Consider the following 15,524-nt stretch of genomic DNA (forward strand, 5'->3'; position numbering starts at 1 on the left):
GCCCGCAGACATGTCCACCACACCCGGCACCACCGAGGTGGCAGAAGTAGAACTCGCCATCGGTGGCATGACCTGCGCCTCGTGCGCCGCCCGGATCGAGAAGAAGCTCAACCGCATGGACGGCGTGGAGGCGACCGTCAACTACTCCACCGAGAAGGCCAAGGTCAGCTACCGCGGCGAGTCCATCGCCGTACAAGACCTGATTGCCACCGTCGAAGCCACCGGCTACACCGCGCAGGAGCCCGCCCCGGCCCGTACGGAACCCGACGCGGACGACGATCAGCGGCGGGCGGACGACGAACTGCGGCCGCTGCGCGAGCGGTTGGTCACGGCCGTCCTGCTCTCCCTGCCCGTCGTCGCGATGGCGATGATCCCGGCGCTGCAGTTCGAGTACTGGCAGTGGCTCTCCCTGACGCTGGCGGCGCCGGTCGTGACGTACGCGGCCTGGCCCTTCCACAAGGCCGCGTACACGAACGCGCGGCACGGCGCGGCGACGATGGACACGCTGATCTCGGTCGGCACGTCGGCCGCGTTCCTCTGGTCGCTGTGGGCGCTCTTCTTCGGGACGGCCGGTACGCCCGGCATGACGCACCCCTTCGAGCTGACCATCTCCCGCACGGACGGTGCCGGGAACATCTACCTGGAGGCCGCGGCGGGCGTCACCGCCTTCATCCTGGCCGGGCGGTACTTCGAGGCCCGCTCCAAGCGCAAGGCGGGCGCCGCCCTGAAGGCGCTGCTCCAGCTCGGCGCCAAGGACGTCACCGTCATCCGTGCCGGCGGGCGCGAAGAGACCATCCCCGTGAGGGACCTGGCGGTCGGCGACCGTTTCCTCGTCCGGCCCGGCGAGAAGATCGCCACCGACGGCAAGGTCGTCGAGGGCGCGTCCGCCGTCGACGCCTCCATGCTCACCGGCGAGTCCGTGCCGGTCGAGGTCGCCAAGGGCGACTCCGTCACCGGCGCCACCCTCAACGTCGGCGGACGCCTGGTCGTCGAGGCCACCCGCGTCGGCGGGGACACCCAACTCGCCCGCATGGCCAAGCTGGTGGAGGACGCGCAGAACGGAAAGGCGGCGGCCCAGCGCCTCGCCGACAAGATCTCGGCGGTCTTCGTGCCGGTCGTCATCGCCCTGGCCGTCGCCACCCTCGGCTTCTGGCTCGGCAACGGCTCCGGTCTGACGGCGGCCTTCACCGCCGCGGTCGCCGTGCTGATCATCGCCTGCCCCTGCGCCCTGGGGCTCGCGACGCCGACCGCCCTCATGGTCGGCACCGGACGCGGCGCCCAGCTCGGCATCCTGATCAAGGGCCCGGAGGTCCTGGAGACGACCCGCAAGGTCGACACGATCGTCCTGGACAAGACCGGCACCGTCACCACCGGCAAGATGACCCTGCTCGCCACGCATGTCGCTCAGGGCGCGGCCGAGGACGAAGTCCTGCGTCTCGCGGGGGCGTTGGAGCACTCCTCGGAGCACCCCATCGCCCAGGCGGTGGCCACCGGCGCGACCGAGCGCGTGGGTGAGCTGCCCACTCCCGAGGACTTCGCGAACGTGGCGGGTCTCGGCGTCCAGGGCATCGTCGAGGGCCACGCGGTCCTGGTGGGCCGCGAGGCGCTCCTCGCCGACTGGGCGATCCGCCTGCCGGTGGAGCTGGAGCGGGCGAAGGCGCAGGCCGAGGCGGCGGGGCGGACGGCCATCGCGGTCGCCTGGGACGGCGAGGCGCGGGCGGTCCTCGAAGTGGCGGACGCGGTGAAGGAGACGAGCCCCGAAGCCATCCGCCGCTTCCGCGCCCTGGGCCTCACGCCCATCCTGCTCACCGGAGACAACAAGGCGGTCGCGGCGTCGGTGGCCGCCGAGGTGGGCATCGCGCCCGAGGACGTGATCGCGGAGGTCATGCCGCAGGACAAGGTGGACGTGGTCAAGCGGCTCCAGGCGGAGGGCCGGAGCGTGGCGATGGTCGGCGACGGTGTGAACGACGCGGCGGCCCTCGCCCAGGCCGACCTGGGCCTGGCGATGGGCACGGGCACGGACGCCGCGATCGAGGCGGGCGACCTGACCCTCGTACGGGGGGACCTGCGCGCGGCGGCGGACGCCATCCGCCTCTCCCGCCGCACCCTCGGCACCATCAAATCGAACCTGTTCTGGGCCTTCGCCTACAACGTGGGCGCCCTGCCGCTGGCCGCCGCGGGCCTCCTGAACCCGATGATTGCGGGCGCCGCGATGGCGTTCTCCTCGGTCTTCGTGGTCGGCAACAGCCTGCGGCTGAGGGGGTTCAGGCCGCTCAGCTGAACTCCTGACAAGATCGACGTGTACATGTCTTTACGATCACCCCGGTGCGCTTGGGTCGCACCGGGGTGATCTGCGCGTAGGCTGGGTGATTGGACTAGACCTATGTGGGCGGCGGCCCCGGACCCGAAGGAAGACATCCATGAGCAAGCGTGCAGTCCTGGAGGTGATCGCCCTCGACGCCGAGGACGCCGTCGCCGCCCAGGCCGGAGGCGCGGACCGCCTCGAGCTGGTCACCGACATGGCCGCGGACGGCCTGACCCCGTCCTGCGAGACCTTTGCCGAGATCCGCGCCGCCGTGGACATCTCCCTGCGCGTGATGCTGCGCCTCGCGGACGGCTTCGAAGCGTGCGACGTCGACACCCTCGTACGCCGCGCGCGCGAGCTCAGGAGCGCCGGCGCCGAAGAATTCGTCCTGGGCTTCCTGGACGAGACGGGCGGCCCCGACCTGCCCGCGGTGGAAGCCGTGGTGGGCGCGCTCGACGGCTGCCGCTGGACGTTCCACCGTGCCATCGACCGGGCCCCCGACCGCGACTCCCTGCGCAAGCAGCTCGCGGACCTGCCCGGCCTCGACACCTACCTCACCGCGGGCGCGGCGACGGGCGTCGACGACGGCATGACCACACTGCTCGACGAGGCGGCGCGGTCCGGCGAACAGGGGTACGAGCAGCGGATCCTGATCGGCGGCGGCCTCCGCCTCGACCACCTGCCGCGGCTCAAGGCGGCGGGCGTCGACGCGTTCCACATCGGCGGGGCGTCGCGCCCGGACGGCTGGTCGGCCCCCGTGTCGGCGGACGCGGTCCGCACATGGCGCGAGGCGCTGGACGCCTGATCACCCCACACGCGCGGCTCACCCGCGGGACGCGATACAACTGGGCGGACAGGGAGGGAACTTCATGCCGAAACCAGCAGACACATCGCGTCCCGCGGAGCGCATGCTCGCGGCCGGGGCGCTGCCCGTGGCCGCCACACTGCTCACCGGGACAGTGGCGCTCTACATCACGCTCGTCGCGTTCGGGAACATCACCGACTTCGGAACCAACCAGCAGTTCGTACGCCATGTCCTGGCGATGGACACCACCTTCAAGGACGACGACCTGATGTGGCGCGCGGTGGAATCCACCGCGCTACAGGACGCCGCGTACGTAGGGATCATCGTCTGGGAGACCCTGGCCGCACTGGTCCTCCTCGCGGCGACGGCCCTGTGGGCCGGGGCCCTGCGCCGCCCGCAGGGGCTGCGCCGGGCCCGACGGGCGGGCACGATCGGCCTGCTGATGGTCCTCGTCCTGTTCGGGGCGGGTTTCATCGGGATCGGCGGCGAATGGTTCGCCATGTGGCAGTCGGCGGACTGGAACGGCCTGGACGCCGCCACACGGATCGTGACGCTCGCGGGCCTCGTGCTCGTCGTCACGCACCTGCCGTCCGCCGGCGCCCCGGCGGACGGACCCAGGGGAGGCGCGTCATGACCCGCCGCCCGGGTGGCCTGGGCGGACACGGCTCAGGGCCCTAGCGGGCGAGCTGCTCGGGCAGCGCGGCCGAGTGCACGACGGTGAGCCCCGAGACGGCACGGGTCAGGGCGACGTACAGCCGCCGCAGGCCCGTCCGCTCGTCGGGTTCGCCGTCGACGACGGCCGCGGGCTCGTCCAGGACCACGTAGTCGTACTCCAGGCCCTTGGCGAGGGAGGCGGGCACCAGGGTGAGCCGGGTGTCGGGGGTGGTCTCCTCGCCGGGCGAGAGGTACGTCATCCCGGCGGCGCCGAGTGCTTCGGCGAGCGCGGGGACGCGGGCGTCGGCGGCGATGAGCCCGATGGAACCCTCCCGCCGCAGCGACTCGACGCAGGCTTCGACGGCGGCGGCGTCCAGGTCCGCCACGCGCCGCACCACGAGCGAACCGGCCGACTCACGAACGGACTTCACCTCGGCGAGACCGGGCGCGATGGAGGGAAGCAGCCGGGAGGCGAACGCGATCACCTCCCGCGGCACACGGAACCCGGCGGTGAGCTCCTCCACCACGGCGTCCCCCTTCCCCAGATGCGCCAGGGCCTGCTCCCAACTCTCGGTAGCCCAGGGGGTGGTGCCCTGGGCGAGGTCGCCGAGGACGGTGGCCGACCCGGTGGTGCAGCGCCGCCCGACGGCGCGGTACTGCATGGGGGAGAGGTCCTGCGCCTCATCGAGGACGACATGCCCGAGGGAGTGGGTCCGAGCGACGAGGTCGTTCGCCTCGTCGATCAACACGGCGTCGGCAGCCGACCACTTGGCTGCCTTGAGGCTCCGCGCGGGCTTGGCCCACAGGATGAGCTTCTGCTCGTCCTGATCGAGAATGCCTTCCGCGTGCGCGGCGAGGAAATCGGCGTCGGAGAGCAGCCGCAGCACCAGCTTGGCGGGATCGACGGGCGGCCACACGGCCTTGACCACGGCTTTCACGGCGGCATTGCGTGCCACGGCGTCCTGCACACGGTCGTCAGGGGCTTCGCCGGCCTGCTCCATCCGTACGAGGACGGCGTGGGCGATGCGCTGCGGCAGGGCGTCACGGGCAGCTCCGTACCGGATGTCGCGGGCGAGCAACTCCCCGACGATCTCTTCCAGTTCGTGGGCGGGGACGCGCCACCGCCGGGATCCGCGCACCACGACGACGGGTTCGCCGGGCATGGTCACGTGCGACCGCAGGGCCTTGCGCAGGACGGCGGCCATGCGGGCATCGCCCTTGATGACGGCAGCGGCGGCCTCATCCGTCCCCCGCACCTCCACGTGAGCGACCAGATCATCGACGGTGGCCTGCTTGACCTCCAACTCGCCAAGCGCGGGCAACACTTGCTCGATGTAATGCAGGAAGGACTTGTTCGGCCCGATCACCAGGGTCCCGGTCCTCGCCAGGCGCTCCCGGTGGGCGTAGAGCAGATAGGCGACACGGTGCAGGCCGACGGCGGTCTTGCCGGTGCCGGGTCCGCCCTGCACGCACACGGACCCGGTCAGGTCGCCGCGTACGATCTCGTCCTGCTCGGGCTGGATCGTGGCGACGATGTCGCGCATGGGGCCGACACGGGGCCGCTCGATCTCCTGCTGGAGCAGCTTGCTGGTCCGCTCGGCCTCGTCGGCGTCGCTGAGGTGCTCGTCCTCGTACGCGGTGAGGTCCCCGCCCGTGTAGCCGAACCGCCGCCGCAGGGCGATGTCCATCGGCGCCTTCTTCGAGGCGCGGTAGAAGGGCTGCGAGACCGGGGCGCGCCAGTCGATGACCATGGGGTCACCGTCGGCGTCGTGGACGTGGCGCCGCCCGATGTAGAACTGCTCGCCCTCGGCGCCTTCCGCCTGTGCGGCGCCGGGAGCGTGAAAATAGTCGAGCCGCCCGAAGAAGAGCGGGGTGTGGGAGAGATCGGCGAGGGACTTGATCCGCTCGTCGAGCTGGCTCTGCAGCACGGCGGCGTTGACCCAGTTCGCGGTGACGTCGCGGATGTCCAGCGCTTCGGCGTCCTCGCGCATGGCTCTGAGGGCCGAGCGGGACGCGGCGAGGTGGTTCCGCTCTCGGGACAGTGGGTCGGGGTGGGCGGGCACGGTTGCCTCCGGCAGGGGGTGCGGGGTCTGGGGCCGGCCGGTTGCCGTCCGGGCGGTGGCGGGCGCGAGGCACGCGGGCAGACCGGGCACCTTATGCCGCCCCTGCGGGGCGGGGCCACGGCTTTTCCTCCCGGGGCCTGCTCGCCCGGTTACCCCGCAGCCTTCACCTGGCCGAACAGGCCTTTCCCGCCCACCCGCCCGTTGCCCCGTATCCGACTCTGGACGAACAAGCTTTTCCCGCCCACCCGCCCGTTTGCCCCGCATCCGACTCTGGACGAATTAGCCTTTCCCGCCCACCCGCCCGATCGCCCCGTGGTGTGAGGAGTGGTGGGGGTTCCGCAGTCGGCGGCGAGACGCGAGGGGACGTGTCGGTTTGTCCGCCCGGAGCACGGCTCGCGGCGCTCCGGTGCCGAAGCAGCCCCTCGGCCACCGGACGATAGCGAGGACGGACATACCGGCGCGGCCCCGCCCCACGGCTGGGGGACCGCGAGATCCACTAGGGTCAGCCCTCGTGAGGGAACTCAAGGTGAGCGTCGCGTCACGCTACGTCAAAGCGTCCGCACTCGCCCCCGCCGCCCTGCTCCTCGTTTCCCTCACCGCCCTCACCACCCTCTGCCTCATCCAGCACATCCCCATGGCCGACACCCTCGTCTACCGGGCCGAAGGCGAAGCCGTGGTCAGCGGGAGCGATCTCTACGGGTTCACCGTCACCGAGTGGAACCTCCCGGCCACCTACCCGCCCTTCGCCGCCATCCTGTTCGTACCCACCACCTGGCTCCCCCTCCCCGCCCTCAAGCTCGCCTTCGTCGCCGGAAACATCGCCCTCCTCGCCCTCCTCATCCACCTCTCGTGCCGCCTCGCCGGCCTCCCCACCCGCCTCGCCCCCCTCCTCACCGCCACCGCCCTCGCCCTCTGGCTCGAACCCGTCTTCCAGACGCTCCTCTTCGGGCAGATCAACCTCGCCCTCGCCTGCCTGATCCTCTGGGATCTGACCAGGCCCCCGGGCTCACTCGGCAAGGGCTTCGCCATCGGGATCGCCGCCGGGATCAAGCTCACCCCGGCGGTCTTCATCGCGTACCTCTTCCTCACCGGGCGCGTACGCGAAGGCCTCACCGCCACGGCCGCCCTCACCGGCACCGTCGCGCTCGGCGCGCTCGTGCTGCCCGCCGCCAGCGTCGACTTCTGGACCCGCCGGCTCTTCGAGACCGGCCGGGTGGGCAAGGCGTGGATCGTCGACAACCAGTCGCTTCAGGGGCTCGTCGCGCGCGTCACCCATGACCCCCACCCCGGCCTCGTATGGGCCGTCCCCGCCGCCCTCACCGTCGCCACCGGCCTGTGGCTCGCGAGCCGGACACCCAGCGAACCCCGCGGCGTACTCCTCACCGCCGCCACCGCGCTCCTGGTCTCCCCCATCAGCTGGTCCCACCACTGGATCTGGTGCGTACCGCTCCTGGTCCTGCTCACGGCAGAGGGCCGCCCCCGCCTGACCGCGGCGGTGGCGACCCTCTTCACGGCCCGCACCCTGTGGCTGATCCCGCACCAGGGCGACCTGGACCTGCGACTACCCCAGTGGCAGCAGCCACTCGCGTCGCCCTACCCCCTGCTGGCCCTGGCTCTGGGCGCCGCAGCCGTCCTCAGCTATCGGCGTTATCGGCCTTCTCAGCCTTGTCGACGTCGTCGGCCAGCAGTTCATCCGCGTCCACGATCCGGTACGCGTACCCCTGCTCGGCCAGGAACCGCTGCCGATGCGCCGCGAAGTCCTGGTCGATGGTGTCCCGGGCCACGACGGAGTAGAAGCGGGCCTCATGACCGTCGGCCTTCGGGCGCAGCACACGACCGAGCCGCTGTGCCTCCTCCTGCCGGGAGCCGAACGTCCCCGACACCTGGATCGCGACCGTAGCCTCGGGCAGGTCGATCGAGAAGTTGGCGACCTTCGAGACGACGAGAACGGAGATCTCGCCCTCCCGGAACGCGCCGAACAGCTTCTCGCGCTGAGCGTTCGTCGTCTCGCCCTTGATGACGGGCGCGTCCAGGTGCTCGCCCAGCTCGTCCAACTGGTCGATGTACTGACCGATGACGAGAGTCTGCTCACCGGCGTGCTTCCTCACCAGCGCCTCCGTCACCTTCCGCTTCGTGACGGTGGTGGCGCAGAAGCGGTACTTCTCCTCGGCCTCGGCCGTCGCGTACGCGAGCCGCTCCGCGTCCGTCAGATTGACCCGCACCTCGACACAGTCCGCGGGCGCGATGTACCCCTGCGCCTCGATCTCCTTCCACGGAGCGTCGAACCGCTTGGGGCCGATCAACGAGAAGACGTCCGACTCCCGGCCGTCCTCCCGCACGAGGGTCGCGGTGAGACCGAGGCGGCGCCGCGCCTGGAGGTCGGCGGTGAACTTGAAGACGGGCGCGGGCAGCAGATGCACCTCGTCGTAGATGACGAGCCCCCAGTCCCGGGAGTCGAACAGCTCCAGGTGGGGGTAGATGCCCTTCCGCTTCGTGGTCAGCACCTGATACGTGGCGATGGTGACGGGCCGGATCTCTTTCCGCGTCCCGCTGTACTCACCGATCTCCTCCTCGGTGAGGGAGGTCCGCTTGATCAGCTCGCTCTTCCACTGCCGGGCGGAGACCGTGTTGGTCACCAGGATCAGGGTCGTCGCCTTGGCCTCGGCCATCGCACCGGCCCCGACCAGCGTCTTGCCCGCGCCACAAGGCAGCACGACCACACCACTGCCGCCGTGCCAGAACCCCTCCACCGCCTGCTTCTGGTACGGCCGCAGCGCCCAGCCGTCCTCCGCGAGCTCGATCCGGTGCGCCTCGCCGTCGACGTACCCGGCGAGGTCCTCGGCAGGCCAGCCCAGCTTCAGGAGGGTCTGCTTGATCTGACCGCGCTCGGAGGGATGTACGACGACGGTGTCGCCGTCCAGCCGCTCCCCGACGAGGGGCTGCACCTTCTTGGACCGCAGGATCTCTTCCAGGACCGGCCGGTCGGTGGTGGTCAGGACGAGACCGTGCGTGGGGTGCTTCGACAGGGTGAGACGGCCGTAGCGCGCCATCGTCTCGGCGATGTCCACGAGCAGCGCGTGCGGCACGGGATAGCGGGAGAACTCCACCAACGCGTCCACGACCTGCTCGGCGTCGTGCCCCGCGGCACGGGCGTTCCACAGGCCGAGCGGCGTCACGCGGTAGGTGTGGATGTGCTCGGGAGCACGCTCCAGCTCCGCGAAGGGCGCGATGACACGGCGGCAGGCCTCCGCCTGCTCGTGGTCGACCTCAAGCAGGAGAGTCTTGTCCGACTGGACGATCAGGGGACCATTCACGCGCGCACCCTTTCGGTAAGCCAAACGTCCAGTGTGCCGCATCGCGAAGGATGACAGAGGTGACGTCGGCTACAGCCGGGCGCCGGGGGCCGGGCGCCCGGGGATCACTCCGCGAGCTCCGCCGGGGATCACTCCGCGAGCTCCGCCACGCCCGTGACCCGGTGCAAGGGGTACGTCTTCACCTCGTCCGCCGTGTGGTCGTACGCCGTGACGAAGCCGCCCTCCACCCGGATCGGGGCGATCACCCGCTGGCTCGCCGAGCCCTCCGCGTTGACGTAGCCGATCCACACCGCCTCGCCGGTCAGGACCGCGGCCTGCATCGTGGCAAGGGTCTCCGCGGCCGTGGTGCGGGGCAGCGCACCGGCCTTCCCCGGGGTCGCCTTGCGGGGCGCGGTCGAGGCGAGGTCGCCGGCGCGGATGGCGCGTACGGCCGCGCCGATCAGGGTGGCGTCGGCGAGCGGCGGCCCGTCGTGGACCGGCTCGGGAGCGGTGCGGGGCGGGGAGCGGTGGGCGTGGGCCCGGGTGATCAGTACGTCGCCCTCGGCGCTCTCCGCGGCGGGCGCGAAGCCCATCCCTCGCAGACCTTCGAGGAGCGCCCCCGGGTCGGCCTGCGCGGCGAGCACGGTCGGCGCCAGGCGGCGCAGACGCAGGCCCTGGGAGCGCTTGTCGGCGAGGATCTCGTTCAGCAGGGCCTCGTCGTCGCAGCGTACGTACGCGGACGCGGCGCCGATCCGCAGGTGGCCGTGTTTACGGGCCACGTCGTCGATGAGGTACGCAAGGGGCTGCGGCACCGGCGTACGCGCGTGCGCGGCCAGGAAGGCGTGCAGGTCGGACGCGGACTTGCCCGCGTCGAGCGCCCGCCGCACGGAGCCGGGCGTGAACCGGTACACGGTCGCCCCGCCCTTCGACTCGACGTCGGCGAGCACGGAGAGGGTCTCGGCGAGCGGCCGCTCCAGCGGGCCGGGGGCCACGGCGGTGAGGTCGGCCTGCAGCAGTACGTGGTCGAGCGGTTCGGGGAGCAGCGGCGCGAGGAGCCGGGCGGCTCGTGCGCCGGACGCGGCGAGTTCGGCGGGGGAGGGGCGAGGGGCCGCCGTCCCCACGGGGTCGTCCTCGCTCTCGGAGCCGAGCAGCGCCCGCCCGTGCGCGGACAGCGCCCCGCGGCCCGTGACGCCGAGCAGCTCCGCCTCGCTCAGCGTCCACTGGGCGATGCGGGCGCGCAGCTCAAGGGGTGCGGCGCTGTTGGGGGAGGAGCCGGGAGACGTGCCGCCGGTCGCGATGCCGCGCGGCGGGTGCTCCCACCGCAGGCGAGCCAGCATCGACTCGGGGGTCGGGCTCGCGCCGTCCGGCAGCGTGGTGAGGAGCGTGAGCACCCGGTGCCGGATCTCCGGCGCCGAGGAGCGGTCCAGGTGCGGGCCGAGCGCCGACAGCGTGCGGTCCTTGCCGTCACGGCCGCCGATCAGGCCCGCCGTGCGGGTCGCCGTCAGCCAGGCCGTGGCGAGGACCGACCAGCGCTCGGCGGGGGGCAGCCCCTGCCAGTCGTCGTACGCGGGCGTCGCCGCGTACCGCTCGTCCGGCGCACCGTCCGACGCCACGAGGCCCGCCGCGTAGGCCAGTTCGACCCAGAACGCCGCCACCGGCTCCGGTACGTCGAGGGCGACCGCCGTGCGCTTCAGGTCGCGCACGCTGAGGCCGCCCGCGCGCAGCACGGTGGGACCGCCCTCGTCCCAGTCCTTCAGGAGCTCCTCGATCGTGTCGAGCGCCATGTACGCCTGGCTGGCCGCCGCCGCGTCCACAACCTGTGGACGGTGTTCGCGCAGCGCCTCGACGGCGGGCGGGACCGGTTCGAGCACCCGGTGGGCGCGGCCCGCGCGCAGGTGCAGGGCCGCCTCACGGGGGAGTACGACGGTGCCGGGCGCGGTCGGGAGCAGCAGGCCGCGGTCCAGGAGCCAGCGCAGGTGGCGGGCCGGATCGGCGGTGACCTGACCGTACGGCGGGCCCCAGACGAGCCGCGAAAGCACCTCGACGGACTCGGCGGGGGCTTCGTCGAGGAGCGCGGACATCCGGGTGCGGTCCGTGAAGAGCTCGGTGAGCGAGCGGACGGCGGAGACGGCGTCGTGGGTGGAGGGGAGGCCCGCCGCCGCGACGATGTCCTGCATGCGGTTCGGCGACATGCCCGCGGTGGCCTCGGCGACGGTCGGGCCGAGGCCGGTGGGGGAGGGGTACTGCGGGGCGGGGGCGAGGAGTTCGCGTGCCGTGCGGACCAGGCGGAGGCGGTCGTCGGCACCCCAGAGGAGCGCCTGCTCGCGGAGGGTGGCGACGGCGCGGCGCAGCGCCGCGTCGACGGTGGGGTCACCGCCTTCGTCCCCGGCGACAAGGGCGTGCAGCTCTTCGTACGTCGCCGGTTCCGGAGCCACGGCGAGTGCCTCGGCGACCTGCTGGCAGAACCGGTCGAGCCGCTCCAGGGCGCGGACCACGGAGGCGCGGGTGGCCGCGCGGGTGGCGAGCTGGCTGAGGTCGTTCGGGACCGGCGTGAGCAGGTCGGGCCGGGCATGGAGCAGCGCGCCGAGGGACGCGTCATCACGGGAGCGAAGCGCCTCGGCGAGGGACCGGGGGGTGTCCGCTGGGCGCTGGGGCTGCTCGTCGGTGCTCATCAGGCTCACGGTAGCGGGTCGGGACCAGGCCCCGGGCGTTCCGACTACGGGGCAATCGGGCGGGAGAGCGTGTTCATCCAGAGTCGGACGCGGGGCAATCGGGCGGGCGGGCGGGAAGGCGTGTTCGCCCAGAGTCGGATGCGGGGCAAACGGGCGGGTGGGCGGGAGAGCTTGTTCGTCCAGAAGGGGACGCGGGGCAATCGGGCGGGTGGGTGGGGAAGGCCTGTTCGACGAGAGCCGACCGCAGGGGGCGCAGGGAGGACGAAGTCCGCCCCGAGGATGGGGAGACGGCAAGGCGCCCACGCCAGGAGAAGGTACCGTCGTCCTACCGGGCACAACGGGCGGCCAGCCAACGACGCTGCCCCGGAGGGGACTTCGTGGGGATCGAGAGCGATCAGCTCGTCTTCGACTATCTGAGCCGCGTCGGCGACCTGGCCCAGCAGCACCAACTGCCGTCCGGCACCCGCATGCGCCTCGTCTCCGATCTGCGGAACGAGATCGACCGCAGCCGGGCAAAGGCCTCCGCCGACAACCCGGCGGCGATACGCCGCATCCTGGACCGCCTCGGCTCCCCCGAGGAACTGGTCGAAGCAGCAGGCACGGGCACCCGTACCGGCGACACGGGCACCCGTACCGGCGGCACAGGCACCCGCACCACCGCCGCCGAAGCCGATGACCGTGACGTGCCCAGGGCGGCCAAGCCCCGCCCCGCCGTCCCCACCCAGCGCACCGGACAGCCGAAGGAACGCCCCAAGCGTCTGCGCCGAGTGGTGCCCCGCCCCCGCCCTGCCGCGGAGGAACCGGAGCCGCCCCAGGATGACCGGCCCTCCCCGCCGCACCTCGCGGGCACGGACGAGCTCGGTGCCGCCGGCTCCGAGCCCGACTGGTGGCGAGTGGACAGCACCCCCTTCGGCCTCGCCGACACTGTCCCGGGCTTCACCGGCGGCGTAGAGATCCCGGAGATCCTCAAGCCTCCGCCGAAGAAGCGCCTGGACAAGGAGGGAGAGGGAGCAGAGAGCGAGGACGACGCAGAGGACGACACCGAGCACGACGCCGAGGACTGGGAGGAAGCGGACGAAGCCGCTCCCGGCCCGCGTCGCCGCCTCCGTATCCGTCGGCCCGCCACCGCGGCCGTCGCCCCCGCGGGCCCCCGCTTCACCAACCCCCTCCTCCTGCTCGCCGCGGCCCTCCTCACCGTCGGCGCCATCCTCGGCAACTGGCTGGCCCTGGGCGGCGGCTGGCTCCTCGCCTACGCCTCGCGCAGACTCAGCCGCGCCGAGGCGAAATGGGCCGTACTCGGCCTGCCGGGTCTGTCCGTCGCTGCCGGGATCACCTGGCTGTGGGGCAGGAACGAAGGCCGCTGGGGCGCCACCATCCGCGACGGCCACATGAGCGACGCGATGGCCGAGACGTGGCCGTGGGTCGTACGAGGCGCTGCCATCACCTCCGCGCTCTACCTGGTGTGGAGATCGCAGCGCCAACGACCGTAGGCCGCTGATCAGCCGCGGGCCAACCGCGGGCCACGTTCAGCCGCGGCCGTCCGGACTCGTCTGCCCGGCCTCGTCCCCCGCCGCCCCCTCCGGCTTCGTATGAAGCACCTCTCTGGCCTGGTCCGCCGCGCGGGCGAGGCTCTCGGAGACGAAGTCGAGGAAGCGGGCGATGTTCTCGAGCCGGGTGGCCGCCGGGGTGCCGGGCCCGAGGACGCCTACGCCCTGCCGTGCGGTCTCGACGACCTGGGCGGTGGAGCGGGCGCTGGCGATCATCGACTGATACCAGATGTCGTCGTCGACGACGTAGCGCTCCCGGCGGCGTTCGTCGCGTTCCCGGCGGATGAGGCCCTGGCTGTCGAGGAACGTGATCGCCTTGGAGATGGACGCCGGGCTGACCTGCAACCGTTGGACGAGTTCGGACGCGGTGAGGCTGCCCGAGTCGGTGGTGCAGAGGGCGGCATGCACCCGGGCCATCATCTTGGGCATGCCCGACTGCATGAAGACGGTGGTGAGCGTCTCCTCGTACTCGCGCACGGCCTCGGCGTCACGCCCGTGGGCCTGCGGGGTCGCATCCGGCTCCCGGGGCGCTGCCTGCCTGCGGCGGTGGGTGCGGCGTTCGGTGGCGCGGTGGGCCAGGTCGGCGCGGTAGCCGGTGGGGCCGCCGTTACGCAGCACCTCACGCGTGATCGTGGAGGTCGGACGTTCGAGGCCCCTGGCGATCTCCGCGTAGGCGAGGCCGTCGGCCAGCCCCAGCGCGATCTGCTGACGTTCCTGCTGGGTGAGTCTGCCGCCCGGCATCGCGATCTCCTTCGTACGCATCGGATGCCCTCATCTTAGCGTTCACTTCCAATCCATTGCAACGATGGCATGGCTTCTGTTGCATTACTTTCAGGGCTGTTGCAACGATTACTAAGCCTTGACCTGGGATTTCCTGTCTCCAACGCAATGAAGCTGTTGCCGGAATCGTGAACGCAACGTAGCTTTTCTCATGTCGGAAACGCCGACCGGCCAACAGGCCAACCGGCCACTGACCAACCGAGGAGAGCACGATGCAGAACTTCGACACCCCCGCCCCGATCTCCACCGTTCTCGACATCCCCGCCGGCCACATCCGCTTCATCGCCGCCGACCGGACCGACACCACGGTCGAGGTCCGCCCCGCGAGCGCGTCGAGCAGCCGCGACGTGGCGGCGGCCGAGAAGACCACGGTCGAGTACGCCGACGGTGTCCTGCGGATCGAGGCCGCACCGGCGAAGAACCGAATCCTCGGCAGCGGCTCCGGATCGGTGGAGGTGACCGTCCAGTTGCCCTCCGGCTCCCACGTCGAGGCGAAGGCCGCCGCCGCCGACTTCCGCGGAGTGGGACGGCTCGGCGACGTCGCCTTCGAGGGCGCGCAGGGCGCGGTCAAGCTCGACGAGACCGCGAGCGCCCGCCTCTCCCTCATGGCGGGCGACGTCACGGTCGGCCGGCTCGGCGGCCCCGCGGAGATCAGCACGCAGAAGGGCGATCTCCACATCGCCGAGGCCGTGCACGGCACGGTCACCCTGCGGACCGAGTCCGGCGAGATCTCGGTCGGCGCCGCTCGCGGAGTCTCCGCGTCCCTGGACGCCGGCACCTCCTACGGCCGGATCCACAACACGCTCAAGAACTCCGAAGGCGCCGCCGCGGGCCTGAACATCCACGCGACCACCGCCTACGGCGACATCACCGCCCGCAGCGCCTGACTCGCAGCCTCTGACCCGCAGTCCAAAAGGAGCACCCACCATGACCAGCTTGGCCATCGCGGCGAACGGGCTGCGCAAGTCCTACGGCGACAAGTCCGTGCTCGACGGCATCAACTTCGCCGTCCCGGCCGGGTCGGTGTTCGCGCTGCTCGGGCCGAACGGTGCGGGCAAGACCACCGCCGTGAAGATCCTCTCCACCCTCATTCGCGCCGACGGCGGGCAGGCCCAGGTCGCCGGCCACGACCTCACCACCTCACCGGACGGGGTCCGCGCCGCGATCGGCGTCACCGGACAGTTCTCCGCCGTCGACGGCCTGATCACCGGCGAGGAGAACATGCTCCTCATGGCCGACCTGCACCACCTGCCCAAGGCCGAGGGCCGGAGGGTCGCCACCGAACTCCTTGAACGCTTCGACCTCACCGAAGCCGCCAAGAAGCCCGCCTCCACCTACTCCGGCGGCATGAAACGCCGCCTGGACATCGCCATGACCCTGGTCGGCGACCCGCGCATCATCTTCC

Annotated in this window: 10 protein-coding genes and 1 pseudogene; 7 read left to right on the top strand and 4 right to left on the bottom strand. The window is 71.9% G+C overall.

Annotated features, from left to right (window positions below; genetic code table 11):
- Nucleotides 1-10: 10 nt before the first annotated feature.
- From AB0I94_RS30490 to AB0I94_RS30500, 3 genes are all read left to right on the top strand, one after another.
- Nucleotides 11-2,281: a heavy metal translocating P-type ATPase gene (locus AB0I94_RS30490; RefSeq protein ID WP_363312910.1), complete on the top strand. Its 2,271-nt coding sequence runs from the start codon at nucleotides 11-13 to the stop codon at nucleotides 2,279-2,281.
- A gap of 139 nt (nucleotides 2,282-2,420) precedes the next feature.
- Nucleotides 2,421-3,110, top strand: coding sequence for a copper homeostasis protein CutC (locus AB0I94_RS30495; protein WP_363312911.1), 690 nt, complete (start codon nucleotides 2,421-2,423; stop codon nucleotides 3,108-3,110).
- A 103-nt stretch (nucleotides 3,111-3,213) separates the two neighbouring features.
- The gene (locus AB0I94_RS30500) at nucleotides 3,214-3,744 is read left to right on the top strand and encodes a DUF2165 domain-containing protein (RefSeq protein ID WP_363312928.1); all 531 of its coding nucleotides are present in this window, start codon (nucleotides 3,214-3,216) and stop codon (nucleotides 3,742-3,744) included.
- Nucleotides 3,745-3,784: 40 nt separating this feature from the next.
- On the opposite strand, the gene AB0I94_RS30505 is transcribed toward AB0I94_RS30500, so the two are convergent.
- Nucleotides 3,785-5,827 carry an ATP-binding domain-containing protein gene (locus tag AB0I94_RS30505; RefSeq protein ID WP_363312912.1) on the bottom strand — a complete coding sequence of 681 codons (2,043 nt, stop codon included), beginning with the start codon at nucleotides 5,825-5,827 and terminating at the stop codon, nucleotides 3,785-3,787.
- A 634-nt stretch (nucleotides 5,828-6,461) separates the two neighbouring features.
- Here AB0I94_RS30505 and AB0I94_RS30510 point away from each other — a divergent pair.
- A pseudogene (locus AB0I94_RS30510) lies at nucleotides 6,462-7,478 on the top strand (glycosyltransferase 87 family protein); the annotation flags it as partial.
- Here AB0I94_RS30510 and AB0I94_RS30515 read toward each other — a convergent pair.
- Both AB0I94_RS30515 and AB0I94_RS30520 read right to left on the bottom strand, forming a co-directional pair.
- Nucleotides 7,462-9,141, bottom strand: coding sequence for a DNA repair helicase XPB (locus AB0I94_RS30515; protein ID WP_363312913.1), 1,680 nt, complete (start codon nucleotides 9,139-9,141; stop codon nucleotides 7,462-7,464). The pseudogene AB0I94_RS30510 and the gene AB0I94_RS30515 sit on opposite strands and share 17 nt — an antisense overlap.
- Before the next feature lie 128 nt (nucleotides 9,142-9,269).
- Nucleotides 9,270-11,792 (bottom strand): helicase-associated domain-containing protein, encoded by a 2,523-nt coding sequence (locus tag AB0I94_RS30520; RefSeq protein ID WP_363312914.1) that lies wholly within the window; start codon nucleotides 11,790-11,792, stop codon nucleotides 9,270-9,272.
- Nucleotides 11,793-12,169: 377 nt separating this feature from the next.
- On the opposite strand from AB0I94_RS30520, the gene AB0I94_RS30525 reads away from it, so the two are divergent.
- On the top strand, nucleotides 12,170-13,282 hold the full coding sequence (locus AB0I94_RS30525; protein WP_363312915.1) for a hypothetical protein: 1,113 nt from the start codon (nucleotides 12,170-12,172) through the stop codon (nucleotides 13,280-13,282).
- A gap of 36 nt (nucleotides 13,283-13,318) precedes the next feature.
- On the opposite strand, the gene AB0I94_RS30530 is transcribed toward AB0I94_RS30525, so the two are convergent.
- Nucleotides 13,319-14,080 (bottom strand): helix-turn-helix domain-containing protein, encoded by a 762-nt coding sequence (locus AB0I94_RS30530; RefSeq protein ID WP_363312929.1) that lies wholly within the window; start codon nucleotides 14,078-14,080, stop codon nucleotides 13,319-13,321.
- A gap of 251 nt (nucleotides 14,081-14,331) precedes the next feature.
- Here AB0I94_RS30530 and AB0I94_RS30535 point away from each other — a divergent pair, with 251 nt between their 5' ends.
- Both AB0I94_RS30535 and AB0I94_RS30540 read left to right on the top strand, forming a co-directional pair.
- Complete coding sequence (locus tag AB0I94_RS30535; protein ID WP_363312916.1) at nucleotides 14,332-15,006, top strand: DUF4097 family beta strand repeat-containing protein; 675 nt, start codon at nucleotides 14,332-14,334, stop codon at nucleotides 15,004-15,006.
- A gap of 40 nt (nucleotides 15,007-15,046) precedes the next feature.
- A partial coding sequence (locus tag AB0I94_RS30540) for an ATP-binding cassette domain-containing protein (RefSeq protein WP_363312917.1) occupies nucleotides 15,047-15,524 on the top strand: 478 nt, incomplete at its 3' end.

Origin of the sequence: Streptomyces sp. NPDC050147, from assembly GCF_040660195.1 — a bacterium.
In the GTDB taxonomy this organism is placed as follows: Bacteria; Actinomycetota; Actinomycetes; order Streptomycetales; family Streptomycetaceae; genus Streptomyces.

Coding starts and splice junctions, on each gene's coding strand:
- AB0I94_RS30535 (WP_363312916.1), top strand. CDS start 14,332: ATGCAGAACTTCGACACCCCCGCCCCGATCTCCACCGTTCTCGACATC.
- AB0I94_RS30500 (WP_363312928.1), top strand. CDS start 3,214: ATGCTCGCGGCCGGGGCGCTGCCCGTGGCCGCCACACTGCTCACCGGG.
- AB0I94_RS30530 (WP_363312929.1), bottom strand. CDS start 14,080: ATGCCGGGCGGCAGACTCACCCAGCAGGAACGTCAGCAGATCGCGCTG.
- AB0I94_RS30495 (WP_363312911.1), top strand. CDS start 2,421: ATGAGCAAGCGTGCAGTCCTGGAGGTGATCGCCCTCGACGCCGAGGAC.
- AB0I94_RS30490 (WP_363312910.1), top strand. CDS start 11: ATGTCCACCACACCCGGCACCACCGAGGTGGCAGAAGTAGAACTCGCC.
- AB0I94_RS30520 (WP_363312914.1), bottom strand. CDS start 11,792: ATGAGCACCGACGAGCAGCCCCAGCGCCCAGCGGACACCCCCCGGTCC.